This window comes from Corynebacterium imitans (genome assembly GCF_000739455.1).
Lineage (GTDB): Bacteria > Actinomycetota > Actinomycetes > Mycobacteriales > Mycobacteriaceae > Corynebacterium > Corynebacterium imitans.
The window spans coordinates 275,610-299,290 of record NZ_CP009211.1 but is presented as its reverse complement, the minus strand read 5'-3'; the positions used below and the strand labels follow the sequence as shown (position 1 = coordinate 299,290).

General features: G+C 66.6%; 23 protein-coding genes. 3 read left to right on the top strand and 20 right to left on the bottom strand.

The window, feature by feature from the left end; translation table 11 throughout:
* Positions 1-7: 7 nt before the first annotated feature.
* Entirely contained in the window at positions 8-721 is a 714-nt protein-coding gene (locus tag CIMIT_RS01350) for a DedA family protein (RefSeq protein WP_038588055.1), read from the bottom strand.
* 33 nt (positions 722-754) lie between these two features.
* Entirely contained in the window at positions 755-2,263 is a 1,509-nt protein-coding gene (locus CIMIT_RS01345) for a CAP domain-containing protein (RefSeq protein WP_038588053.1), read from the bottom strand.
* Between the two features lie 59 nt (positions 2,264-2,322).
* Here CIMIT_RS01345 and CIMIT_RS01340 point away from each other — a divergent pair, with 59 nt between their 5' ends.
* On the top strand, positions 2,323-3,633 hold the full coding sequence (locus CIMIT_RS01340) for an MFS transporter (protein ID WP_038588050.1): 1,311 nt from the start codon (positions 2,323-2,325) through the stop codon (positions 3,631-3,633).
* Positions 3,634-3,744: 111 nt separating this feature from the next.
* Here the strand turns inward: CIMIT_RS01340 and CIMIT_RS01335 are convergent, their stop codons facing one another.
* The 10 genes from CIMIT_RS01335 to CIMIT_RS01290 all read right to left on the bottom strand — a co-directional run bounded on the left by CIMIT_RS01335 (position 3,745) and on the right by CIMIT_RS01290 (position 15,335).
* A complete protein-coding gene (locus CIMIT_RS01335) occupies positions 3,745-5,127 on the bottom strand; it encodes a protoporphyrinogen oxidase (RefSeq protein WP_038588047.1) in 1,383 nt (460 codons plus the stop codon).
* A gap of 16 nt (positions 5,128-5,143) precedes the next feature.
* Positions 5,144-6,190, bottom strand: coding sequence for a uroporphyrinogen decarboxylase (hemE, locus tag CIMIT_RS01330; protein WP_038588044.1), 1,047 nt, complete (start codon positions 6,188-6,190; stop codon positions 5,144-5,146).
* Between the two features lie 25 nt (positions 6,191-6,215).
* A complete protein-coding gene (locus CIMIT_RS01325) occupies positions 6,216-8,777 on the bottom strand; it encodes a heavy metal translocating P-type ATPase (protein ID WP_038588041.1) in 2,562 nt (853 codons plus the stop codon).
* A 9-nt stretch (positions 8,778-8,786) separates the two neighbouring features.
* On the bottom strand, positions 8,787-9,284 hold the full coding sequence (locus CIMIT_RS01320) for a hypothetical protein (protein WP_038588038.1): 498 nt from the start codon (positions 9,282-9,284) through the stop codon (positions 8,787-8,789).
* 9 nt (positions 9,285-9,293) lie between these two features.
* A complete protein-coding gene (locus tag CIMIT_RS01315) occupies positions 9,294-9,905 on the bottom strand; it encodes a hypothetical protein (RefSeq protein ID WP_051904695.1) in 612 nt (203 codons plus the stop codon).
* Between the two features lie 5 nt (positions 9,906-9,910).
* Entirely contained in the window at positions 9,911-10,909 is a 999-nt protein-coding gene (gene hemB / locus CIMIT_RS01310) for a porphobilinogen synthase (protein WP_095066799.1), read from the bottom strand.
* 33 nt (positions 10,910-10,942) lie between these two features.
* A complete protein-coding gene (locus CIMIT_RS01305) occupies positions 10,943-12,661 on the bottom strand; it encodes a bifunctional uroporphyrinogen-III C-methyltransferase/uroporphyrinogen-III synthase (RefSeq protein WP_038588034.1) in 1,719 nt (572 codons plus the stop codon).
* Between the two features lie 188 nt (positions 12,662-12,849).
* On the bottom strand, positions 12,850-13,734 hold the full coding sequence (gene hemC / locus CIMIT_RS01300) for a hydroxymethylbilane synthase (protein WP_038588031.1): 885 nt from the start codon (positions 13,732-13,734) through the stop codon (positions 12,850-12,852).
* On the bottom strand, positions 13,734-15,059 hold the full coding sequence (locus CIMIT_RS01295; RefSeq protein ID WP_084674234.1) for a glutamyl-tRNA reductase: 1,326 nt from the start codon (positions 15,057-15,059) through the stop codon (positions 13,734-13,736). Before CIMIT_RS01295 ends, hemC begins: the two co-directional genes overlap by 1 nt.
* A gap of 57 nt (positions 15,060-15,116) precedes the next feature.
* Positions 15,117-15,335 (bottom strand): glutaredoxin family protein, encoded by a 219-nt coding sequence (locus tag CIMIT_RS01290; RefSeq protein WP_038593647.1) that lies wholly within the window; start codon positions 15,333-15,335, stop codon positions 15,117-15,119.
* A 106-nt stretch (positions 15,336-15,441) separates the two neighbouring features.
* On the opposite strand from CIMIT_RS01290, the gene CIMIT_RS01285 reads away from it, so the two are divergent.
* On the top strand, positions 15,442-16,482 hold the full coding sequence (locus CIMIT_RS01285) for an HAD family hydrolase (RefSeq protein WP_038588025.1): 1,041 nt from the start codon (positions 15,442-15,444) through the stop codon (positions 16,480-16,482).
* Between the two features lie 109 nt (positions 16,483-16,591).
* On the opposite strand, the gene CIMIT_RS12280 is transcribed toward CIMIT_RS01285, so the two are convergent.
* From CIMIT_RS12280 to CIMIT_RS01265, 5 genes are all read right to left on the bottom strand, one after another.
* Complete coding sequence (locus CIMIT_RS12280; RefSeq protein ID WP_003855542.1) at positions 16,592-16,693, bottom strand: 30S ribosomal protein bS22; 102 nt, start codon at positions 16,691-16,693, stop codon at positions 16,592-16,594.
* A gap of 231 nt (positions 16,694-16,924) precedes the next feature.
* Positions 16,925-17,116 (bottom strand): helix-turn-helix domain-containing protein, encoded by a 192-nt coding sequence (locus tag CIMIT_RS01280; protein WP_038588022.1) that lies wholly within the window; start codon positions 17,114-17,116, stop codon positions 16,925-16,927.
* 188 nt (positions 17,117-17,304) lie between these two features.
* On the bottom strand, positions 17,305-18,198 hold the full coding sequence (gene proC, locus CIMIT_RS01275) for a pyrroline-5-carboxylate reductase (RefSeq protein WP_084674232.1): 894 nt from the start codon (positions 18,196-18,198) through the stop codon (positions 17,305-17,307).
* Between the two features lie 67 nt (positions 18,199-18,265).
* Positions 18,266-19,084, bottom strand: a complete 819-nt coding sequence (locus tag CIMIT_RS01270; protein WP_038588020.1) for a phage holin family protein — start codon at positions 19,082-19,084, stop codon at positions 18,266-18,268.
* Positions 19,084-20,040: a Ppx/GppA family phosphatase gene (locus CIMIT_RS01265; RefSeq protein ID WP_038588017.1), complete on the bottom strand. Its 957-nt coding sequence runs from the start codon at positions 20,038-20,040 to the stop codon at positions 19,084-19,086. Before CIMIT_RS01265 ends, CIMIT_RS01270 begins: the two co-directional genes overlap by 1 nt.
* A 33-nt stretch (positions 20,041-20,073) precedes the next feature.
* Here CIMIT_RS01265 and CIMIT_RS01260 point away from each other — a divergent pair, with 33 nt between their 5' ends.
* Positions 20,074-20,970, top strand: coding sequence for a hypothetical protein (locus tag CIMIT_RS01260; protein ID WP_038588015.1), 897 nt, complete (start codon positions 20,074-20,076; stop codon positions 20,968-20,970).
* Here the strand turns inward: CIMIT_RS01260 and CIMIT_RS01255 are convergent.
* Genes CIMIT_RS01255 through CIMIT_RS01245 form a run of 3 tightly spaced genes read right to left on the bottom strand, consistent with a single transcriptional unit; the run spans position 20,967 to position 23,646 of the window.
* The gene (locus CIMIT_RS01255) at positions 20,967-21,656 is read right to left on the bottom strand and encodes a response regulator transcription factor (RefSeq protein WP_038588012.1); all 690 of its coding nucleotides are present in this window, start codon (positions 21,654-21,656) and stop codon (positions 20,967-20,969) included. The two genes, CIMIT_RS01260 and CIMIT_RS01255, sit on opposite strands and share 4 nt — an antisense overlap.
* A gap of 21 nt (positions 21,657-21,677) precedes the next feature.
* Positions 21,678-22,880, bottom strand: coding sequence for a sensor histidine kinase (locus CIMIT_RS01250; RefSeq protein ID WP_051904694.1), 1,203 nt, complete (start codon positions 22,878-22,880; stop codon positions 21,678-21,680).
* Between the two features lie 19 nt (positions 22,881-22,899).
* Positions 22,900-23,646 (bottom strand): phosphoglyceromutase, encoded by a 747-nt coding sequence (locus CIMIT_RS01245; RefSeq protein ID WP_038588009.1) that lies wholly within the window; start codon positions 23,644-23,646, stop codon positions 22,900-22,902.
* Positions 23,647-23,681 lie beyond the last annotated feature (35 nt).

Genomic DNA, 23,681 nt, shown 5'->3' with positions numbered 1-23,681 from the left:
ATCCGGCTTACTTGGCTTGTTTGCCCTGCCTGCGGAAGATGCCAATGAAGATGACAACCAGCAGGCCGATCGCGATCCAATTCGCCACCCGCGCGTACTGCTCCAGCACGAAGACCACCGGCTCGCCAATCGACCAGCCCAGCGCGAAGTAGCCCAGCGACCAGATCGTCTTGGACACGAAGTCCAGCACCAAAAACTTCCACAGCGGCATATTCGTCATGCCCATCAGCACGAACACCACAAACGCGATCGGTAGCGGGATCGGCACGTACGCCAAGAAGATGCCCAGCCAACCCAGCTTCATCGCCCACTGCTCCACCCGCGCAATATTCTTCGCAGTGCGCTTCGAATTCTGGGCCTGCACCTCCAGGATGCCGCGGCCCCACAGCTTGCCGGCCCACCAGTAGATCCAGTCGAACTTGATCGCCACCAGCGAGCCAATGAGCAGGTAGAAGAGCCAGTGCTGGGCCTCGCCTACCGACGCCAACGCACCCGTCGACGCCGCACCAATCCGAGATCCCGTCACCGCCAGAAGAATCGGCGGGTCCAGGCCCAATAGCCAGGCGCGCAGCGGGATCATCGCCAGCCCGAACAGGCCGACGAATCCGAACCAGCCCAGGCACCAGTAATCGGCCTTGGTGGGCTTCTCGTTCCAGGGCATGCCTGGCTGCTCCCACCACTCCTGCTCTGCCTGTGGGCCGGTGTGTTCCTCGCTCGACATAGGCAGGAAGTCTACCTACTTAGGCGCTGCTTGTTAGAACTGCGGGAGCAGCCCCGGGTTCAGCGCCACCACGATCCCGATAACTGCGAGCAGGCCAAGTACCACCCCGGCGATGATGCCGCCGGTCGAAGAGCCGTCCTTGTCCGCGCCGGTCAGCTTCGCGCACTCCTGCTTCACCGACTGGTAGGCGGACTCGGCTGCCTCGGTCTTCGCGCGGGCCTCGGCGGCGGCAGCGCGGGCTGCCTCGGCTTCCTGCGCGCGCGTGGTTGCGACCTGCTTCGCCTCATTAAGTGCTTCCGCGGCAGCAGCCTCGCGGGCGGGCTGCGCCTTTCTCGCTGCGGCGAGCTCCTGGGCGCGCGTGGTCACGATCTGCTCCGCCGCGTCCAGCGCGTAGGCCGCCTCGAGGATCTGCTGCGCGTGGGTCACCTCGCCCTCGCGCTGCTCCAGCGCCTTTCGCTTCGCCGCGTCACCATGCTCGATGGCATCGACGAGCCCATCGTAGTACGCGTTGAAGCGCTCGGTGTACTCCGCAACCGAATATGTCGTATCCGGCGTCCAGTCGTAGGCGAAGCTCTGCGCGTGCGCCACGGTCCACGGGTAGCCGTCGTGGTAGAACTCCTCCGTGTTCACCGCAAACCCAGTCGCGCGCATGTCAGGGTTCACCAGTGCCATGTAGTGGCCCGCGCCTGCAGAGAACGGGTCCCTACCCTGCTGTTGCGCTTCGAAGTAGATCGGACGTTCGCGGTGGAACCACCCGTCGAAAGGATTCTCGTAGTTCCACGACAGGTTGTCCCACCCGTTATCCGAGTGCCCGCGCGGCAGCTGCTGCGACCAGTTGATGTTCACCTGCGCCTGCGCCATCAGGACATCCGCGACCGGCAGTGCGGGCTGGCCGTCGCTTTCCCGCAGCTCGTTCGCCTCCGGCAGCCATGCGATCGCTGCCTTCATGTTGTCCAGATGCGTCGCGTCGTCCGCGGCGCCGATGCGCGTATCGTCCGCGATGCGGTACCCGGTCTGCCCGCTAAACGGATCCTGGTTGGGGTAGCGGTAGTCAGTGCGCAGCTCGGCGACGGCGTCCTCGGCCCCCATCGCCTCGAAGAAGCCGAGCGAGCCGCGATCGAACTGCGTCTGCGCCTCACCCTTGCTGTCCTCGAGCGCGGTTCGCGCAGCTTCCGCGCCCGCCTTCGCGTCCTCGAGCCCCTTGCTTGCCGACGCCACCGTCACCCCCTCCGGCACCGCCTCCTTTGCCCCGTCACGCTCCTTGGTCGCGGAAGCAAGCGCGCGCTCGGCGTCTGCGACCATGTTCGCGCTGGCCGCGCGCTCCTGCTCTGCCGCTTCGACGTCGCGCTGCGCCTGTGCGAGCGCCTCCTGCGCTGCGCGCTCGGTGTCCTCGGCGGAGCGCTGTGCGCCGGTGGCGTTGCTCACGGCGTCGACAAGCGCGACGCAGCGCTCTTGCGTCACGGGTTCCGCCGCTGCCTGCGGTGCCACCACGATTGCCGCCGAGCAGGTCGCGGCCAACACGAGTCCCAGATGCTTCTTCATACCAGCAGATTAGCAGTCGTTACCCAGCCCCGCCCAAGGTGTGGTCTAGAGTTTTCTCCATGACACAGGCACTGACCCGCACGCAACGACTCGACCGGCTCCCCGTCACACCAAAACACAAGAAACTCCTGGTTGGCTCGGGGCTCGGTTGGGCCCTCGACGCGATGGATGTCGGGCTTGTCTCCTTCGTCATCGCCGCGCTCGCCGTGCACTGGGATCTGGAGAAAACCACCACCAGCTGGATCGCCTCCGTCGGCTTCATCGGCATGGCCATCGGCGCCTCTTTGGGCGGGCTCGCCGCCGACAAGATCGGGCGACGCAACGTCTTCGCCATTACCCTGCTGCTCTACGGCCTGGCCACGGGGGCCTCCGCACTCGCGGGCTCGGTGGCCGTCCTACTCATCTTCCGCTTCCTCACCGGCCTCGGACTCGGCGCGGAGCTGCCCGTCGCCTCCACCCTGGTCAGCGAGTTCGCGCCACTGAAAGTGCGCGGGCGCATGGTGGTGTGGCTGGAAGCATTCTGGGCGGCGGGCTGGATCCTGGCCGCCATCATCGGCACCTTCGTCGTCGCCGAGGGCGAAAACGGCTGGCGATGGGGCCTGGCACTCGGTGCCGTCCCGGCCTTCTACGCGCTGTGGGTGCGCATGCAACTGCCGGAATCCGTCCGCTTCCTCGAATCGCGCGGCCGCGAGGAAGAGGCCGAGGCGGTCGTGCGCAGCTTTGAGGAGGGCGTGGCGCCGGAGCAGCTTGCCCCCGTGGAGGTTCCGGATGCACCCGCTAGCGAAAGCACCCACATCTGGAGCCCGGAGCTGCGCGCCCGCACGTTCGCCTTCTGGACGGTGTGGTTCTGCGTCTCGCTCGCCTACTACGGAGCGTTTACCTGGATCCCCTCGCTGCTTGTCGACCAAGGCTTCAGCCTCGTCCGATCCTTCAGCTTCACCCTGATCATCACACTCGCCCAGCTGCCCGGCTACGCCCTGGCTGGTTGGCTGATTGAGGTGTGGGGGCGCCGCACTACCCTGGCCGTCTTCCTCGCCGGCTCCGCGATCTCGGCCGGGCTCTACGGTTTCGCCGCGGCGCCCTGGCAGATCATCGCCGCCGGTTGCCTGCTCTCCCTGTTCAACCTGGGTGCCTGGGGAGCCCTCTACGCCATCGGACCGGAGCTCTACCCCACCCAGATCCGCGCCACTGGCACCGGTGCCGCCGCGGCCTTCGGGCGCGTCGGGTCCATCCTCGCCCCGTTGATCGTGCCGCCGGTGCTGGCCTTCGGCGGCCACGCCGGCGTCTTCGCAGTCTTCGCCGCCGCGTTCACGGTGGCGGCGGCCGCGGCGTTCGTCTTGCCGGAGCAGCAGGGCAAGCCGCTCGGGTAGGTTGCAGCGGCCAAAGTTCGCAAGTTGGACCTCGATAGTCCCCGGATTTTCAGGATAATCGAGGTCCAACTATCGCTATCTAGCCGGTGGCCTGGCTACATAACGAGCCCCCTACACCAGCTCGCGGGCCGCCTCACGCGCGTTGCCGATCACGGCGGGCACGCCCACCCCTGCGACCCAGGCACCGGCGACGCCAACGCCGGGGACATCCGCCAGCGCGTCCTTGACGCTAGCCACCGTGGCCAGGTGCGTTTCGTCGTAGCGCGGCAGGCCGCCGAACCAGCGCTGCACGAAGATCTCCTCTACGCCAGCGGCGCGGCCGTCGAAGCCGGTGATGGTCTGCAGATCATCCAACGCCCAGTCCACGAGATCGTCCTCGCTGGCGGTCATCGCCACGGTATCGCCGTAGCGGCCGAAGCTGGCGCGCACCAGGGCCCCGCCGCGCTCCGCGAGGTGCGGCCACTTGCGGGAAGACAGGGTGAATGCCTTGGCGTGGACGTCATCCGCGTCGGTGCCAACCAGTACGCCGGAGTTCTCGGGCAGGCCCTCGTCGGTGGCGAAGCGCAGGCCGACAACGGCGGAATTAGCCAGCTTGACGGCGCGCAGCGTCTCGGCGGCCTCCGGGGCGATGCCGCGCAGCAGCAGCGCGGTCGTCGGTGCCGGCGTGGCCAGAAGGACGCGGTCGTAGACGGTATCCTCGCCGCCCTTGAGCCGGTAGCCTTCGCCCTCGCAGCTGATCGCGGAGATGAACGCGTCGACGTAGATATTGGCGCCGGATTTTTCGGCAAGTGCTTCGTAGAGTTCCTGGTAGCCCTCGCGGAAGGTGGCGAAGATCGGCGCGGGCTTGCCGGAGGAAGGCGCAGCCTTCTTGCGCGCCGCCTCCAGGTTGGCCACGGCGGTGGACAGGTGCACCGGGCCGTCGGCGGCCAGGCGGTCGAACTCCTCGGCCAGCTGCGGCACGGTGGCGCGCACGCCCAGGTCGTCGGCGGTGCACGAGTACACGCCGCCGAGCAGGGAAGACACGATGTTGTCCACCACGTCGTCGCCGTAGCGCTCGCGCACCAGGGCGCCGACGCTCATATCGCCGCCGACGGTCCACGCGAAGCCCTCGCGCTGGCCTTCCTCGTCGATGCGCCGAGCTGTTTCCTCGCTGACCAGGTGCGCCACCGGCTCCGAGGTGGACGGGATGCCCATCACCCCGCCGGCTGGCATCGCGCGGGTCTCGCCATCAACGTAGAGCAGCGAGCGCATGCCGGAGGGACTGACGAGGGAGTCGGCGAGCCCGAGCTCGTCGACAAGCTGCTTGGCTTCTGGGCGACGCGCGATGAAGGCTTCCGCGCCCATATCGGTCGGCCCGCCGTCGAAAGCCACGGTGTAAAGCTTGCCGCCGATGCGGTCGCCGCCCTCGTAGACGTCCACGGTGTGGCCGGAATCGCGCAGCTCAAACGCTGCGGTCAGCCCGGCAAGGCCTGCACCGACAATGGCGATATTCAATGGAGCGCTCCTTCTTTTATGCTTCGTGGATCATTGCGACGGCGTCGGTGATCGCACCGGCGTCGGTGGTCGGCAGCACGCCGTGGCCGAGGTTGAAGATGTGGCCGGTGGCGTCGCCCGCCTCGATGGCGCGGGCGGCCTCCTCCTTGATGCGGCGGATCTCCTCCTCCACCACAGCGGAACCGGCGAAGAGCATCGCGGGGTCCAGGTTGCCCTGCAGGACGCGCGGGGAGGCGAACCGGGTCGCGGCGACGTCGAGAGGCACGCGCCAGTCCACGCCCATCACCTCGGAGCCGGCCTCGCTCATCGCGCCGAGCAGCTCGCCGGTAGCCACGCCGAAGTGGATGCGCGGGATCACGCCCTCGACTTCCTTGAGGATCTCCACCGAGTACGGCAGGACGTGCTCGCGGTAATCAGCCTCGGTGAGGAAGCCGGCCCAGGAGTCGAACAGCTGCATCGCGTCGATGCCGGCGTCGACCTGCGTGCGCAGGAAAGTAGTGATCGTGGGCACGAGGCGGCGCATCAGCGCGTGCCAGGTCTCCGGATCGCCGTGCATCATCGCCTTCGTCTTCTCGTGGTTCTTGCTCGGCCCACCCTCAATGAGGTAGCTGGCCAGCGTGAACGGCGCGCCCACGAACCCGATCAGGGCCTGGGTGTCGGTGAGCTCATCGAGGATAATCTCGATGCCCTTGGCCACCTCGTCCACGTTGTGGTCGAGCACGGGCAGCTTATCGACGTCCGCACGCGTCGTAATCGCCTGCTCCATCACCGGACCACGGCCGGGCACGATCTCCACGCCCACCCCAGCCGCCTTCAGCGGCACCACGATGTCGGAGAACAGGATCGCCGCGTCCATGTCGTGGCGGCGCACCGGCTGCAGCGTGATCTCGGCGAGCAGCTCCGGCATGAAGCAGGAATCGAGCATGGGGATACCCTCGCGTACCTTGCGGTACTCGGGCAGGGAGCGGCCGGCCTGGCGCATGAACCACACCGGGGTGCGCGAGGGGGTGCGGCCGTTTGCGGCCTCAATGAACGGGGCAGAAGAAAGGTCGCGTCTGGTCATGGTCCCCCAGCTTACGCGGGAAAAATTAGGCCGGGAAATGACGCACGCGGACCGAACGCAACTCGATGGCTAAAGAGCTGCCCAACATCAGCGCCGTCGCACCCACCGGAGGCAGCACGCCAGCGATGGCGAGCAGCACCGCGACCAGGTTGTACGTCCAGGCGACCAGCATGTTGGAGTCGATCGTGCGGCACACCCGGCGCGCGAGTTCCACCAGTTGCGGCACCGCGGTCACATCGCGGCGGATGAGCAGCACGTTACACAGCTGATCCACCTTGCCGATTTCGGCGCCCAGGATGGAGTCGTCGGCGTACAGGATGCTCACGTCGGCCACGCGCAGGGTGCGCGCGGCGGAGTGGTCGCCCACCATCGCCACGGTCGCGCCCTTCGTGTGCAGGGAACGCACTGCGTGGGGCTTATCCGGGGCGGTGATGCCGGCGAGCACCTTGGAGATGCCCAGGAAGTCGGCGAAGCGGCGCGCCACCGGGTAGGTGTCGCGGGTGAGCATCACGGTTTCTACCCCGATGGACTCGAGTCGGTCGATCGCCGAGATCGCGTCCTCCTTCGGTGGGTCGTACAGGGTGATGACTCCGCGGTCGCGACCCTTCCAGCGCACCACGACGGGTGTGCCCCCGGCCGTTGCCGCCAGCGAGAGTCGGCCCTTGAGCTGCGAAAGGTTCGTCGGGCGCCACAGCATCGCCTCGAGGTTCTCGGTGTGCTGATCCTCGTAGGTCAGCGTCAGGCGGCCGCGCACAGAGCCGTCCGGGGTGGTGTCCTCCTGGGTCAGCTCGATCCAGCTCGGCCCGCCGTCGTCCTTGTCGCGCTTGTCGCGCGCCTCGCGTGCCGCCTTGACCAGCGCGCGGGAGGAGGGGTGATCGGACTCGACCGACAGCGCACCCGCGATGGACAAGACGAGGTCCGGGTCCTCGCCGTACTCGGCGGTGACCGTCTCCACCGTCATCGTCGGCTCCACCAGTGTGCCTACCCGGTTAAACACCGCGGTGTCGGTGGCCTCCAGGATGCGGAAGGTCGAACCGTCACGCACGAGGATGCCGTTTCGCGCCGCAGACTCAATGCCCAGCCGGATCGCCAGCGCCGTGGAGATGGCAAGTGCGACCGGTGCCACCACCGCGAGGATCGCCAGGGCCGTGGCAAAGGCGGCGTTTAAGTTACCGGTGAGCAGCCACCACATGCCGAAGTCCAGCACGGCCAGCACATAGGCCGCCGGAATGAGCATGCTCGCCGCCTGCGTAGAGATCATCGTGGTCGCGTTCTGGTGGTGCGAGGCCCGCTCCAGCCAGCGGTTCACCGTGGACAAGCGGGTGGCGTGGCCCACGCGGGAGACGCGCATCTTCACCTTGCCCTTGCGCAAGATGGAGCCTGCGTAGACTTTGCTGCCGACTTTGAGCTTGCGGGACTCGTAGGCGTCGATAAGCTCTGGCTCGAGCAGGCCCGAACCACCGACGACCTCCCCATCGGCGGGGATGATCGCGCCCGGGACGATGACGATGTCGTCGCCGCGGTTGATCTCCGCGGCCGGCAGCGGCTCCTCGATCACCTTGCCGCTGCGCGAGCGGCGGCGCACCATGTACTCCGACTCTGCGCCGGGCGCGCGCACGGAAAGCTCCTGCTGCAGGTGCGGGCGCACGCGCATGCTGAAGAAACGGCCGACGAGCAGCAGCGAGGTGACCGCGCAGGCGACCTCGAAGAACAGCGCTGGTTCTTCCACCATCCGCAGCGGGAGCCAGCCGCCGTAGTTGCGCCAAGAAAGCTTGCCGACGTCCGTAAACACGAGCACCGCGGCGGACCAAACGTAGGAGGCGAGAATCGCGATCGAGCTCGCGCCGTCGAGGGCCGAGATACCGCGTCGCACCCCGCCCGCCATCGCGCGGTGGAAGGGGAACGCGCACCACAGCGCCACCGGAGTAGTCAGCGCGAAGCAGAGCCAGTGCCACCCGTCGAATTGAAGCGCGGAGACGTAGGTGAGCAGCAGTACCGGCAGGGTGAGCAGGACCGCGACCCACATGCGCAGAGGGGTGACCAGGTCGCGGGCGGTAAAGAGTACGTCCTCGCGCTCGCGCAGGCGGCGCGCCGCCTCGCCTGAGCTGCGCACGAATCCTTGGGCGCGGGCGCGGCGAAGGCTCAGCTGTTCGTCGCGGCGCAGCCTCCGGCGGCGGCCGCTTAAGCCCCGCACGCTGCGGCGTGGGCTGGGTCGCGTCGCCGCCGCCCGGCCGAGCACGCTGCGGCGCAGGGTGGAGTCGGTGAGCTTGGCCGTGACCCCGAAGCGGGCGAAGACGTCCTCCAGTTCCACGATCGGTGTGGTGCTAGGCACCGTCACCCAGGCGGTCTTCGTGCTGTAGACCAGGCGCGCCGAGACCCCCTCGAGCGCCTCGAGTTCCTCCTCAATGTCTTTGAGCTGCGGGGCGTCTTCCAGCCCCTCCATCTCAAAGGCGTAGGAGGTGTTTGGATACTGCGGGTTGCCGTCCGCGCCAATGCGCGGGGTATCTAAGTCGATGCCGCATTCGCGCGCCGCCTCGCGGGCGGCGTCGATGGATTCTTCCAGCGCGGCGTGCTGTTCTGCAGACACTTCCTTTTCTTACCCTTCCACGCTGCGCCAGAGGTCACCGCTGCGCTCGTCCACGTACGCGTTCGCCGCCGGGCGGAACGCCAAGAACAGGGCGGCAACCAAGACCAGGGTCACCGCAAAAGCGGCCCAGCCTGCCACGCCGATGAAAAAGCCGGCCATGTTCACAAACACGGCAACGGCGACCGCCGCGGCGAAGACGCGGCGCGGAGCCTTCGCGCCGCGTTCGAAGAAGGCCGAGCACCCGGCGATGGTCAGCCCGAGCAGGATATCCAGCCCAGCGACGATGCGCATGTTGGTAGTAAAAGCCTGCGCGAACTCCGCGTTCGCGTCCTTTGGTGCGCCGCTGGCGAGCATGAGCATGCCGGTCAGCAAGAGCAATACAGCACCGGCGAGAGCCACGTAGTAGGCGGCGCGCAGGCTGGCGGGCCAGGTAGGGCCTACCTTCCCGTGAAAACGCCGGTTCCTGTCGTTGGGGTCAGCAACGAAGGTGGGAAACATTCCCGCCATGTGCGCTCCTTACTCACCATCTCCGCTGGGCTCGCGTGTCTTCTTCGGCTCCACCCAGTCCACCGATTCCTTCCGGGTAGAGTAGACCAGCCCGAGCACGCCCGCGACACCAAGGATGATTTGGATGACCCCGTCCGCGGCGTAGAGCGCCACCGGCACGGTGGCGGAGGCCGGCGTCATCATGAACAGGGTCAGGACGCGCAGCCCGAAGAAGGCGGCAAAAACCTGCAGCAGGCGGCGTGCGTTCGCCGCCCACTTCCCGCGCTTGGCCACTGTCCGCAGGGCGTAGGCGAACACGCCCAGGATGACCAGTTGGATGAGCGCCATGAGCACCACCGAGCCGTAGATCCCGAAGGTGAGCATCGCGTCGCTCAGCTCTTCGCCCCGGCCCTCCGCCGCCTGCTTCGCGCTCTCGCGTAGCGCGGCCGGGTCGAGCACCGTGACCACGACGGTGAGGATCTGGTGGAGCAGCTCCCCGGCGATCATCACGGCCCAGCAGGTAAGCATGAAGCGCACCGACTCCGGCGGCGTGCCCTTCTTCCCGTGCGGGTCAGGCTGCGGCGCAGCCGCCGGAGCGATGTGGCTTGGCGACTGCGGGTTCTGTGGCGGGAGGCTCACCATAGGTGCTACCGAACTTCCTTTGCTGCCTCGATGGCGTAGTAGGTGAAGATCTGGTCCGCGCCGGCGCGCTTAATCGACACCAGCGACTCCATCATCGTCTCCTCAAAGTCGATCCAACCGTTGCGGCCAGCCGCCGCCATCATCGCGTACTCGCCGGAGACCTGGTAAGCCGCCACCGGCACCGGAGACATGTCGGCGATCTCGCGCAGCACATCCAGGTACGGCAGGGCGGGCTTGACCATGACGAAGTCGGCACCGTCGTCGATGTCCAGCTGGGTCTCCAGGATCGACTCGCGGATGTTCGCCGGGTCCTGCTGGTAGGTACGGCGATCGCCGGTGAGCGAGGAGCCCACCGCATCGCGGAAGGGGCCGAAGAACTTGGAAGCGTACTTGGCGGAGTACGCCATAATCGATACGTCCTGGTAGCCGGCCTCATCCAGCGCGTCGCGGATCACCGCGATCTGGCCGTCCATCATTCCCGAGGGGCTCACAATGTGGGCGCCCGCCTCGGCCTGCGCCACGGCCATCTTGGCGTACAGCGGCAGGGTTTTGTCGTTGTCCACGATCTCGTTGCCGAAGCGGTCGGTGCTCAGCGCACCACAGTGGCCATGGTCGGTGAACTCGTCGAGGCAAGTATCCGCCATGATCAGCAGGTCGTCGCCGAACTCCTCGCGCAGGGCGCGCAGGTTGCGGTTGAGCACCCCGTCCTCGTCCCACGCGACCGAGCCAGTGGCGTCCTTGTCCTCATCGCGCGGCACGCCGAAGACGTCGACGCACTTCACGCCGGCCTCAAGCGCCTCGTGGCACAGGGCCTTCAGCGAGTCAGTGGTGTGCTGGTAGACGCCGGGCATGGACGCGATCTCGCGCTTGTCCTCGATGCCGTCGGCGACAAACGTGGGCAGAATGAAATCCGCCGGGTGCAGGCGCGTCTCCGCCGTCAACGCTCGCATCGCGGGGTTCTGACGGAGGCGGCGGGGGCGGCGGGGCAAATCGTAGGTAGACATGGCCCCCATCATAGGCCCCGCGCCTTTTCGCTCCTACTCGCCGGAGGCTTTCGCCGGCTCTGCTTTCTTGCGGGTGCGGCGCTTCTTGCGCGGCGGCGGCAGCTGGCCGGCGGCGCGCAGGGAGGCGACGTGGTCCGCCAGGGCGTCGATAAGCGAGGGCACATCGGCGACCTCGGGCACGACATCCACGCGCAGGCCCTGTGCCTTGGCCTCCTCGGCCGTGTACGGGCCGATGCAGGCGATGATCGTGCGCTGGTGCGGCTTGCCCGCAATGCCCACGAGGTTCTTCACTGTGGACGCGGAGGTAAAGCACACGGCGTCGAAGCCGCCGGTCTTGATCATGTCGCGGGTCTCCGGGGCCGGCGGGGCGGCGCGCACCGTGCGGTAGGCCACCACGTCGTCGACCTCCCAGCCCTTCTCCACCAGGCCGTCAACCAGCACGTCCGTGCCCAGGTCGGCGCGCGGCAGCAGCACGCGGGAAACCGGGTCGATGTCCTCGACGTACTCCGGGAAGATCTCCACCATGCCCGCGGCGTTTTGCTTCGTGCGGTGCGGGATCAGCTCCGGGAACATGCCCAGCGCGCGCAGCGCGTCGGCGGTCTTCTGCCCCACCGCGCCCAGGTGTACCCCGGCAAACGCGCGGGCGTCCAGGCCCAGCTGCTCGAACTTCTTCCACACCGCGTCGACCGCGTTGACGGAGGTGAACAGCACCCACTGGTAGCGGCCCTCCACGATGCCCTTGATCGCACGGTCCATCTGTGCCGGGTTGCGCGGCGGCTCCAGCGAGATCGTCGGCACCGACTGCGGGATCGCGCCGTAGGAGCTCAGGCGGGCATTCATCGGGCCCGCCTGGCTCTTCGCGCGCGGCACGAGCACGCGCCAGCCGTACAGCGGACGGTTTTCCCACCAAGAGTACTTCGAACGATCATCAGCCACAGTCCCCACTGTAACCACCAGCGGGCCGGGCAGCTCCGCGTCCAGCTTGCCCACCGTCTCGAGCGTGGCGTCGAAGGTGCGCTGCAGGCGCGTCGTGCCGTTCGTGGTCACGGCCACCGGCGTGGCTGGCGACATGTCGCGCGCGAGCAGCTGCTCAGCGAGCTCGCCCAGCTGCTCCTTCCTAGCCTGCAGCACCAGCGGCTCCGGCGCGGCCGCGAGCATGTCCCAGTCCACCTCTTGGCTCAGGTCGGCCTCGGTGTACGTCGAGCCCAGCGCGATGCCCGCAAACGAGGGAACCGTCGACGGCAGACTCATCCCCGGCACCACCTGGAACTCCAGCCCGGCGGCGGCGACGGCGGAGATCTCCTCCATCACCTGGTCGCGGGTGAGCGGGTTGCCGCGCACAAGCCGGAGCACGTCGCCGTCGCCGGCCTCGCCGCGCTCGATCGCGGCAGCGGCCTCGTCAAGCGCTGCTTTCAGCTTTGCGACGATCGCCTCCCCGGACAGCGCGACCTCCTCGATCTCCGCCGCGGTCGGGTCCTCGGGGCGCGGCGGCTTACGACGCGCACCGGCCTCCTTCGCTTCAGCAACCAGGCGTGCATAAGCTTCGTCGGCTGCGTCCATCTTTGCCTTCGGCACAGGCAAAGCGGCGGCGACGACGTCTCGGGCACCCTGAGCGACCTCCGGATCAACGAGGGCGATAGAATTGTTTTCCATCACCTCGCGAGCCCGCACGGTGAGCAGGTCAGGGTTGCCCGGTCCCGCACCGACGAAGATGACCTTCCCCGGCGGGGGCGTAATCGAGGGCAATGTCATAGAACGATCTTTTCTAAGGCGCGAAAAATAGTGGCCCCGGCGCACGCACGCGAAAAGCGCGCAGCATGCAAGGAGCCACCCGCACGCACCTTCCGGTGCGCTGTGTGGCCCCCAATTGCGTCGGGGCTATCCGACGTATGGTAACTACACCTTAAGATGGAAGACCGTTGAAAACCAAACTCGTGACACTATTCCATCAGCGCCCGGGCGCCGCGAGCGAGCAGCGCCTTGGCCGCACGGGTGCCCACCTCGATAGCATCGGTGCCGGTCACGGTCTCAACGAGCTGGGTCTTACCGTCGAGCGCGAAGACCCCGGTGCGCAGGGTCAGCTCCCCGTCTTCCGCGCGCGTGGCGTACGCCGCAACAGGCGCGGTGCAACCAGCTTGTAGCGTGGCGAGCACCTGTCGCTCGGCGGCCGCGCATGCGGTCGCCTCCTCGTCGATGAGCGCGTCGAGCGCGCGCACGTTGTCCGCGTCGTCGGCGCGGCACTCCACGGCGAGCGCGCCCTGCGCCGGGGCGGGCAGCAGCGTGTCGGGGTCAAAGACCTCGGTGGCGCGGTCGGCATACCCGCCGCGGCTCAGGCCGGCATACGCCAGAATGATCGCGTCGAGTTCGCCGCGCTGAACGTAGCTCATGCGGGTTTCAATGTTGCCGCGCAGCGGGCGAATGTCCAGGTCGGGACGCATCGCGCGCAGCTGCGAGACGCGCCGTGGCGCGGAGGTGCCCACCTTCGCCCCCTGCGGCAGCTGCTCGAAGGTCAGCCCGTCGCGGGCGATGAGCGCATCGCGGTGGTCCTCGCGCTCCGGGGTGACCAGGTGCAGGCGCGTATCCGGGGCGGTGGGCAGGTCCTTGAAGGAGTGCACGGCCATGTCCACCTCGCCGCTCGCGAGCGCTTCGCGCAGCGCCGTGGTGAACACGCCGACGCCGATGCGCTCCACCGGGGACATATTCACATCACCCGCGGTGGTCACGATGTGCAGTTCGGCCTCGGTCCCGTTTGCAATGAGCGCGTCGCGCACGTGCCCTGCCTGCGTGGTGGCGAGGTGGGATCCGCGGGTTCCAATCTTGAGCATCATTTCTCCTTCGCGTTCAGTTCTTCCGGCCGCGGCAAACGCTGCGCGTCCACGGCCACCGACGACCGGCCAAGCCCGAAGAGCTCCTCAATCGCGGTCTCCACACTGACCGTCTCAGAGGTGGCGGCCAGCTCCTTAATCTTCACTGTCGGCGTGTGCAAAAGCTTATCGACGATGCGCTTCACCGTCCTGGCGACCTGCCCAAATTCCTCCTCGGAAAGCTCGGGCAGACGCGCCCGCAGGCGCTCGAGCTCCTGCTCTTGGACCTCGTTAGCGGTGCGCCGTAGCCGGGTAACTGCGGGCGCGACCTCGCGGACGCGCTGCTCGGAGCTAAACGTGTCCACCTCCTCGCGCACGATCGTCTCGGCCTTGACCAGGGCGCGCGAATCCTCGCTGTCCGCATCGCGCAGGGAGTCGTGCAGGGACTCGATGTTGACCAGGTGGACGCCCTCGCGCTCGGTCACCGCGTCGTCGATATCGCGCGGCAGCGACAGGTCTACCAGCATGGTCGGGCCCGAGAGGTCCTCCGGGGTAATGGTGAAGTCGTCCGAGGCGGTCGCAGACACCGTGATGTCGGCGCGGCTGATCGCGCCTGCGCGGGCGTTGAAGTCCACCACCTCGGCGGCCACCCCCGCCTCGCGCGCGTGCTCCGCGACCCGCTCGGCGCGCGAGCGCGTGCGGTTGGCGATGATCAGCCGGTCAATCCCCTGCCTGCCCAGGTGCGTAGCCGCCAGCGAGCTCATCGCCCCGGCCCCCAGCACGAGCGCGGTGCGGCCTTGAAAGTCCTCGATGTTAAGGATGCGGCGGGCCTCGTCGAGGGCAAAGGTGACCATCGAGGCACCCGAGTCATCAATGGTGGTCTCCGAGTGGACACGCTTGCCCGTGTGCAGCGCCGTCTGCGCCAGCGAGTGCAGGGTGGGACCCACCGTGCCGCGCTCCGCCGCATCCACGTAGGCAGCGCGCACCTGGCCGATGATCTGCTGCTCGCCCACCACCATCGAGTCCAGGCCCGCGGCCACGGTAAACATGTGCTCCGCGGCGGCGTCGGCGTAGCGTACGTACAGGTAACCGCGCAGCTCGGCCTCCGACACACCGGAGACCTCCGCGAGCACACCGAGCACGTCCTCCACGCCCGAGTGGAAGGCTGTGGCCACCGTGTAGACCTCGAGCCGGTTGCAGGTGGAAATAATCATCGCCTCGGTCAGCGACGGCTGCTTCACCAGCGACGCGGCGGTATCGTGCTGCACCGTCTCGTCCATGCTCAGGCGCTCCAACAGCGCCACCGGCGCAGAACGGTGCGACATCCCTACGACGAGCACACTCACACAATCACTCCAGTCAGACCTTCCGCGGCCAAGAAAATCAAACTAAAGGATACCCCGTTACGACTTGAGTTCCGCGACGAGGTCGTCCGAGTCGACCTCCCAGCAGGCAAACTCCTCATCGTCGATCACCACGACGGGGACGCGGTCGCCGTACTCGGCGGCGAGCTCGGGGTCCGTGTCGACGTCGACAAGCGAAAGCTCCGCGCCACACTCACGCACCAGCGGGCGAATCTGCTCCGCCACGCGCACGCACGAGCCGCAGCCCTCGCGCACCATCAGCTCCACGTGCTTGCCCAACGCTTCCTCCTGAATGATTGCCTACCAAGCGGTACGATGTTCCAAGCTAACACCCACAGCGAAAGGTACAGCGAAAGGTGAGGACATGAGCGAACACGGCGACCTGCTCGCCGCGTGGTCCGTCTCCCACGGCAACCTGCGGCGATTCATCGAAGATCTCGCCGTGCCCCCGCTTGACGACGAAGCGCAGCGCACCGCCGGCGAAGCCGCCGCAGCCGCCGCCGTCGAGGAAACCTTCGGCCTGACCATCGACGACTTCGCCCTCGGCGTCGACTCCGTCGGCGGGGCGTTCGCCACCGCGGGCGCAACCAAGATCACCCCGCCCGACCCGGACGTGCCGCAGGATGCCGAGGCCGCCGCCTTCTTCGACGTGGACAACACGCTCATCCAGGGCTCCTCGCTGATCCTGCTCGCCGAGGGGCTGGCCAAGCGCCGCTTCATCACTGCGGGTGAGCTGTTCCCCGCCCTGATCAAGCAGCTGCGCTTTCGGCTGCGCGGGGCGGAAAGCCACGAGGACATCGCCTCCGGGCGCGAGCACGCGCTGAGCCTGGTCAAGGGCAAATCTGTCAACGAGCTGCAGTCGCTGTGCCGCGAGATCGTCGACCGCCAGATGGTCAGCAAGGCCTACCAGGACACCATCGACCTGGCCTCCATGCACATCGCCGCAGGCCAGCAGGTGTGGCTGGTGTCTGCCACGCCCGTGCAGATCGGCCAGGCGCTCGCCGAGCGGCTCGGCTTTACGGGCGCGCTGGGCACCGTCGCGGAGGAAGAGGACGGCGTGTTTACCGGCCGGCTCGTTGGTGACATCCTGCACGGGCCCGGCAAGCGGCACGCGGTCGCCGCGCTCGCCGCCATCCAGCGCCTCGACCTGGCAAAATGCACCGCCTATTCCGACAGCATCAACGACCTGCCGATGCTGGGCATGGTGGGCTCGCCCGTGGCTATCAACCCGGACCGTGCGCTGCGCCGCCACGCCCGCGAGGCCGGGTGGGCGATCCGCGAGTACCGGCCGCTGCGCAAGCTTGCCCGGAACCGCGTTGCGCTTGGGGCTTGCGTGGCTGGTGTGGTTGCTGTTGCCTGCGGCATGGTGCGGCTTATGGCAAAGCGTGAAAAATTCCACGTATGACCATTTAACGACCTGGGGGTATGCGAAATCGGGTGAAAAATGGTCGAATTTTTCACGCGGACAGCAAAACACCCGCCCCAACAAGTGGGACGGGTGCAAATCATAAGGCTTACTTGCCCAGTTTACGACGCTGCACGCGGGTGCGGCGGAGCATCTTGCGGTGCTTCTTCTTGGACATGCGCTTGCGGCGCTTCTTAATAACAGAACCCATGGGGCTTCCTCGTTTCTTGTGTACGTACAGTGCGAGTCAGCGCGACCACCATCCCCACATCAAACGGGGCTAGCGGGCCAGCACGAGGTGCACGCTCTGCCGGGCGCGCGCCAACTTCAGTGGTTGACAGCATACCGCGCGGCGTGCCGCCACCAAAAATCCGGCGCCGCGCACCCTTGACTCTTAGGGCACCCGACGCCGGAGGTGTTGGTAGCGCTTCGCGCAGTGCTTCTACCCCACGTCGTAGACGGAGGACTCGAGGTACTCGTTGACCGCGGTCTCGTTCACACGGAAAGAACGGCCCACGCGCACTGCCGGCAGCTCGCCGGAGTGCACCAGGCGGTACACCGTCATCTTCGAAACACGCATGATCTCCGCGACCTCTGCGACTGTCAGAAACTTACCTTTATCTTCGTTTGCCATGAAATATTTAACCCTTCAGCACGGTCGCGCTGTAGGCTTCCCCTCCCACAGGACGAACACGCACGTGCTTGAACCACCCTATCGTGAAACCAGGGCCGAATGCGACTCAAGTGCCAAAATTTTTCAGAGTGTTTTCAGTCGACCCCAACGCACTCGTGTGAAAGGTGGGGCTTACGCGCCGTCAATCGCTACTTGCGCCCCATCTCCGCCGAGCGTTCCGCACAGGCCTCCGTCGCCCGGTAGAGCGCGCCGCGCAAGCCCGACTCTTCCAGCTCACGGATCGCCGCAACAGTCGTGCCCGCCGGAGACGACACGCCCGCACGCAGCGCTGCCGGGTCCGGTGTCTCCTCCAGCATCGCGCCCGCGCCCGCGGCGGTAGCGGAGGCGAGTTCGGCGGCGAGGTCGCGGGGAAGGCCGAGGGACACGCCGGCGTCGACAAGCGCCTCAGCGAGCAAGAAGAAGTAGGCCGGGCCCGAGCCTGACAGGGCGGTGACAGCATCCAGCTGGTGCTCTTCGACCTCAACAAAGGTGCCCGCGGCAGACAGCAGCTCCGCGATCTGCGCGCGCTGCTCGTCGTCGACAAAGCGGCCGAAGGCGGCTGCGAGCACACCCTTGCCCACCAGCATCGGGGTATTCGGCATCACGCGCACGATCGGCGCGCCCGCCGAGGACACCGCCTCCTCCATCGCGTGCAGGGCGATCCCCGCCGCCATCGACACCAGCACCGGCTGGGTGTCCGCCTCCGCGATGTCGGTACTCACCTCCTCCAGCAGCTCGAGGATCTGATAGGGCTTCACGCACAGAAAGACCACGTCCGCCTCCGAGACGGCCCCGTTGTTGTCGTCCGTGACTTGCACGCCGTAGCGATCCGCCAGCTCCTGGCCGCGCTCTGCCGTGCGGTTCGTCGCCGTGATGCGCTTCGGGTCGATCCCGCTGGCCACCAAACCAGCCAGCAGCGACTCGCCAATGCTGCCCGCCCCGATGATCGCGATCTGGCCGCGGAACGCGGGCTCGACCGGCTCGGCCGCCGCCTCGGGCTGCTTTTCGACGTCTACTCGTTGTCCGGTAGTGCTCTGTTCCATGCAGCACAGCGTAAACCCTCCGACCAAGCTCGCGCTCGGCGGAGGGTGAACGGGGGTACCGGGCTCGTTAAATCAGGGCCGGGCCAAAGGCCATGACCGCGGCGGCGATACCCGCCATCGTTACCGTCAGTGCGTCGTTGCCAGTGCGGAGCGCCTTCACACCGAAGATCACCGCGACCACAGCGACGATGCCAGCAATGACAGCTACGGCAGTCGCCGCATTTGCCCAGATCCACTGGAAGGCCAGGAAGCCAAGCACGCCAAGGATGAGACCGAAGAAGACCAGAAGTACCAGCATGATCGGGTTGATCGAGTCGTCTGCATCCTCGGCGACCTCCGTGACCTCGGGCGTTGCGGAGTCCGCGGAGTCTGCGGCGGCGGACTTTTTGGACTCAGCGAGTGCGGCAGTGTCTGCCGAGTCTGCGGCGGCGGACTTTTCCGGCGCAACCTTGACCGGGCGGGAGACACCGGATCCCACCTTGGGTAGAACTGCGGTCTCGTCAGCAGAAGGTGCCGAAGACTCAGCGGACTCAGCAGGTGCCGCGGAGTCTGCGGCCGCGGACTTTTTGGCGTCTGCGGAGTCTGCGGCCGCAGACTGCTCCGGACGCTTCACCTCCACCTTCTCCACCTCGACCTCGCGCGGGGCCGAAGCTGCACCAGAAGCCTTATCCTTAGCCTGCTCCTCCGGCGGGTCGATCGGCACGCTCGAGTGCTTCGGCTCCGGCGGTCGAGCGTCCACACGCTTCAGGGAGCCGGTGAGCTCAGCAACCGAGACGCCGCCCTCTTCCAAGCTCCGGCGACGCCGACGGCGCTTGCCCGCGTCGGGGTTATCCTTCTGGGCCCGGGCGAGCAGCTCCGCTACTGTCAGCTGCTGATCCTCAGACATTAGGCGTGGTCTCCTTCGTCATCTCCTGGGGCGAGTCCCTGGTCAATCCGCTTCAGAATGACGCCTTCGCGCAGCGCCCAAGGACAGATCTCTAACTTATCAAGATTAAGGGCACGCATGGCAGCTTCCGCGACGAGGGCCCCCGCAACGATCTGGTGGGAGCGGTCCGCGTTGATGCCTTCCAGCTCAGCGCGGTCGGCTGCCGTCATGCGCGAGATGAAGGCGATCAGCTGGCGTAGGCCGGGCGCGGTGAGCGTGCGCTGCACGTATGGGCCGGCTGACGACGGCGCGGCACCGGTCAGGCGCGCCAACGACCGGAACGTCTTCGACGTACCGACGGCCAGGCCCACCTCCCCCAGGGCGTGGAACTTTTCGGCCGGGCCCGCGAGCTCCGCATCGATGTAGTCGCGCAGCGCGTTGATCTTCTTGCGCTCCGGCGGGTCCGTGTCGAACCACTCGTGGGTCAGTCGGCCCGCGCCCAGGTCCAGGGAGACGGCCAGGTCCGGCACCTCCTCGCTGCCGGTGGACAGCTCGAGCGAGCCACCGCCGATGTCCAGGTTGGTGATGCGGCCGGCGGACCAGCCGTACCAGCGGCGCACCGCCTGGAAGGTGGAGCGGGCCTCCTCCTCGCCGGAGATGACCTTGAGTTTGACCCCCGTCTTCTTCTCCACCTTCTTCAGTACGGCCTCGGAGTTGGTCGCCGAGCGCACCGCGGAGGTGGCGAAGGCAAGCAGCTCGTCGCATTTGAGGTTTTCGGCAAGGCCGCGGGCTTCGTCCACGGCGTCGATAAGCTTGTTGACGCCCTTGTCCTCGATATTGCCGTCCGCATCGAGCTGCTCCACGAGCCGCAACGGCTGCTTCCAATCGCTCATCGGGGTTGGGCGGCCACCTGCGTGGGCATCCACCGCCACCAAGTGAACGGTGTTGCTGCCTACGTCTAATACACCTAATCGCACACCACCAGGGTAATGGGTCTACGGTGTTGAGGTGTGAATCAACCAGCCTCCAATGAAGTTTTTCTTGGATTTCCCGCCACCTCACCCGCCGGAAAATCCATCCTGGCAGGGCGGGAAACGCCCCCGGACTTCCCCCGCGAGTGGTTCGAATTTGTCCACCCGGACGACCCCACCCACTACTTCAGCCTGGACCTGACCTGGCTGGAATCCACCTGGTCGTGCCGCTTCGGCACGCCCGAGTGCTTGGGTATCGACGAGAGCTTCCCGGTCGTCGGCTGCTGCATCCACGGTGCCTACATCGCCGATGAAACCGACCGCGACGACCTCTACAACGCCGTTGCGGAAATGCCCGCCAAGTACTGGCAGCTGCGCCCGGCGGAGACGGATTCCTACATCGCCAACGCGGACCCGACCGTGCTCGAGCCCTGGTTGGAGTGGGACGACACGGAGGAAGAGGACGACGGCCCGCACATCAAAACCCGCGTGGTCGACGGTGCCTGTATCTTTGCCAACCGCACCAAAGAGGGTTCCGGTCCTGGCTGCGCGCTGCACCAGTGGGCCATGGCGGAAGGGCGCAATATCATCGGTTCCAAGCCGGAGGTGTGCTGGCAGGTGCCCTTCTCCCGGGAGGACTCCTACGAGGAGCGCTCCGACGGGGAGGAAATCCTGCGCACCACCATCGGCGAGTACGACCGTCGCCAGTGGGGCGGAGGCGGAGAGGACTTCGACTGGTGGTGCACCAGCGCCCCCAGCTGCCACACCTCGCAGGGCGAAGGTGCGGCTACTCCGGTGTGGCAGTCAATGAAAGACGAGCTCACCGCGTTGATCGGCGAAAAGCCCTACGAGGTTGTGGCGCGCCACTGCGCCGCCCGCGCGAAAGTACCGCGCGAGGCGAAGTCCATTCACCCCGCGGCCGACACTAACGCTTAGGCCTCGAACTTGTAGCCCAGGCCGCGCACGGTAATCAGCTGCTTGGGCTTCGACGGTTGCTCCTCGATCTTGGTGCGCAAGCGCTTGACGTGCACGTCCAAGGTCTTCGTGTCACCGACGTAGTCCGCACCCCAGATCCGGTCGATGAGCTGGCCGCGGGTCAGGACCCGGCCGGCGTTGCGCATCAGGTACTCGAGCAGGTCGAACTCTTTGAGCGGCATGGGCACCGGCGTGCCGTCGATAAGCACGGTGTGCCGCTCGATGTCCATCTTCACGCGGCCGCCCTCCAGGATCTCCTGGGATTCGGCCTGTGACTGCTCCCCCTCCCCGCCACGGCGCAGCACCGCGCGGATACGGGCGATGAGCTCGCGGGTGGAATAAGGCTTGGTCACGTAATCGTCGGCACCGAGCTCTAGGCCCACGACCTTGTCGATCTCCGTGTCGCGGGCCGTGACCATGATGATCGGCACCATGGAAGTGGTGCGCAGAGACTTGCACACCTCCGTGCCGCTCATCCCCGGCAGCATGAGATCCAGCAAGACCAGGTCCACGTCATTGGCGGCAAAGGACTCCAGCGCGCTCGGCCCATCCGGCGCGACAAGCGTGTCAAAACCCTCCTTTTGCAGCAGGTACGCCAAGGGATCAGCCAAGGATTCTTCGTCTTCAACGATGAGAATGGTGGTCACTGTTATTCCTTTTACGTCTTCCTAGCTCTGCATCTGCTGCTGCGCGGCCCCAACGCTCGCGTCTGCAGCGGTTGCGGCAGCACGCTCCGGGTCGAAGATCGGCAGCTCGATAGTAAACGTCGATCCCGTGCCGGGACGGGACCATAGCTTGATGTTACCCCCGTGGTTGGCCACCACGTGCTTGACGATGGCCAAGCCCAAACCCGTGCCCCCGGTACTGCGCGAGCGCGCCTTATCGACCCGGTAGAAGCGCTCGAAGACGCGCTTTTGGTCCTCCGGCGCGATCCCGATGCCCCGGTCGGTCACCCGCAGGTGCAGCACCGTGCCCCGCATAACCTTCTGGGTCACGCTCACCGGCTTGCCATCTGGCGAGTAATTGATCGCGTTGGAGATCAGGTTGGACACCGCAGCCGTCAGCAGCGAGCGGTCTCCCAGCACGTGCAGGCCGGTGCGCTCGCCGCGGATGAGCTCAATGTCGCGGTCCTCGGCGGTGACGTGGTTGCGCTCCAAGGCATCGTCGATGACCTCGTCGATGCGCACCGGCGACATGTCCGGCAGGCGCTCCGCCCCCTGCAGCTTGGACAGGGAGATCAGGTCCGTGATCATCTCCCCCATCCGGTGCGCCTCTGTTTGCAGGCGGGTACCGAAGTAGTCGACCATCTCCACGTCCGAGGGGTCTTCCATCAGCGCCTCGGCAAGCAGCGCCATGCCGCCAACCGGCGTCTTCAGCTCGTGGGACACGTTTGCAACAAAGTCGCGGCGTGCGTTTTCCATGCGCACATTTTCCGACTCATCAGTCACGTACACGGCCGCATACGAGTTTTGTGTGAGCGTGAGCGGTTTGATCACCGCGCGCACGTTCCGAATCCGGCTGCCCGTGGCGCGCTGCGGCAGGTCCAGGTTTAAGAGGTGTTCCTCCTGGTCCTCGAAGACCTGCTCCGCAACCGTCCACACCTCGGGGTTGACCGTCCCGTCGTGCACAATCGACATGTCGTGCGCACGTGCGTTGGACAGCGCCACGCGCCCGGAGCGCTCCACCACCGCGACTCCGGTGGGCGATCCCTGGATGGCCAGGTGGTACATCTGGCTAATCGAGCTGGTTTCCTCGCTGGCCTCGTCGCTGTAGTCGCGATTGCGCTCACGCCAACGCAGCGCCCGCTGCACCAGTGGTGCGGCGAGCGCTGCGGCGCCAACGCCTAAAAAGAAGGCGAGTAATGGGGACATGCAGGCAAAAGTGGGCTAACTACTTCTGGCCCTGGTTTGCCACTGCAGCGGCACCGGCGGCAGCTGCCTCCGGATCCAGGTAGGTGCCGCCCGGGTTGAGTACCTTGCCCTCTGCGTCAATCTCGTAGACCAGCGGCATGCCCGTGGGGATGTTCAGCCCGGCAATCTCTTCCTCGGAGATGTTGTCCAGGTACTTCACCAACGCGCGCAGGGAGTTGCCGTGCGCGGCGACCATGACGTTCTTGCCCGCGAGCACCTCCGGCAGGATTACGTCAATGTAGTAAGGCAGGAAGCGGGCCACCACGTCCTGAAGGCACTCGGTTCGCGGCACCTCCGGCAGGAAGGAGTAGCGCACGTCGTGCGTCTGCGAGTACTCGTTCTCCGGGTCAATCTCCGGCGGCGGGGTGCCGTAGGAACGACGCCAGGTCATGAACTTTTCCTCGCCGAACTCATCGCGGATCTCGGCCTTGTTCAGGCCCTGCAGCTTGCCGTAGTGGCGCTCGTTCAAACGCCAGTTACGGTGCACCGGGATCCAGTGACGATCAGCGGCGTTCAACGCAATGTTGGCCGTGCGGATTGCGCGGCGCAGCAGCGAGGTAAACACGACGTCCGGCTCGACGTTGTGCTCCTTCATCAGCTTGCCGGCGTTCACCGCTTCCTTCTCGCCTTGCTCGGTCAGGTTGACGTCGACCCAGCCGGTGAACTGGTTGGACTTGTTCCACTCGCTTTGCCCGTGACGGACAAGAATCAGCTTTCCGTTGCTCATACCCCCAGCATGCCACGAATCGCGGACCCGTGCTT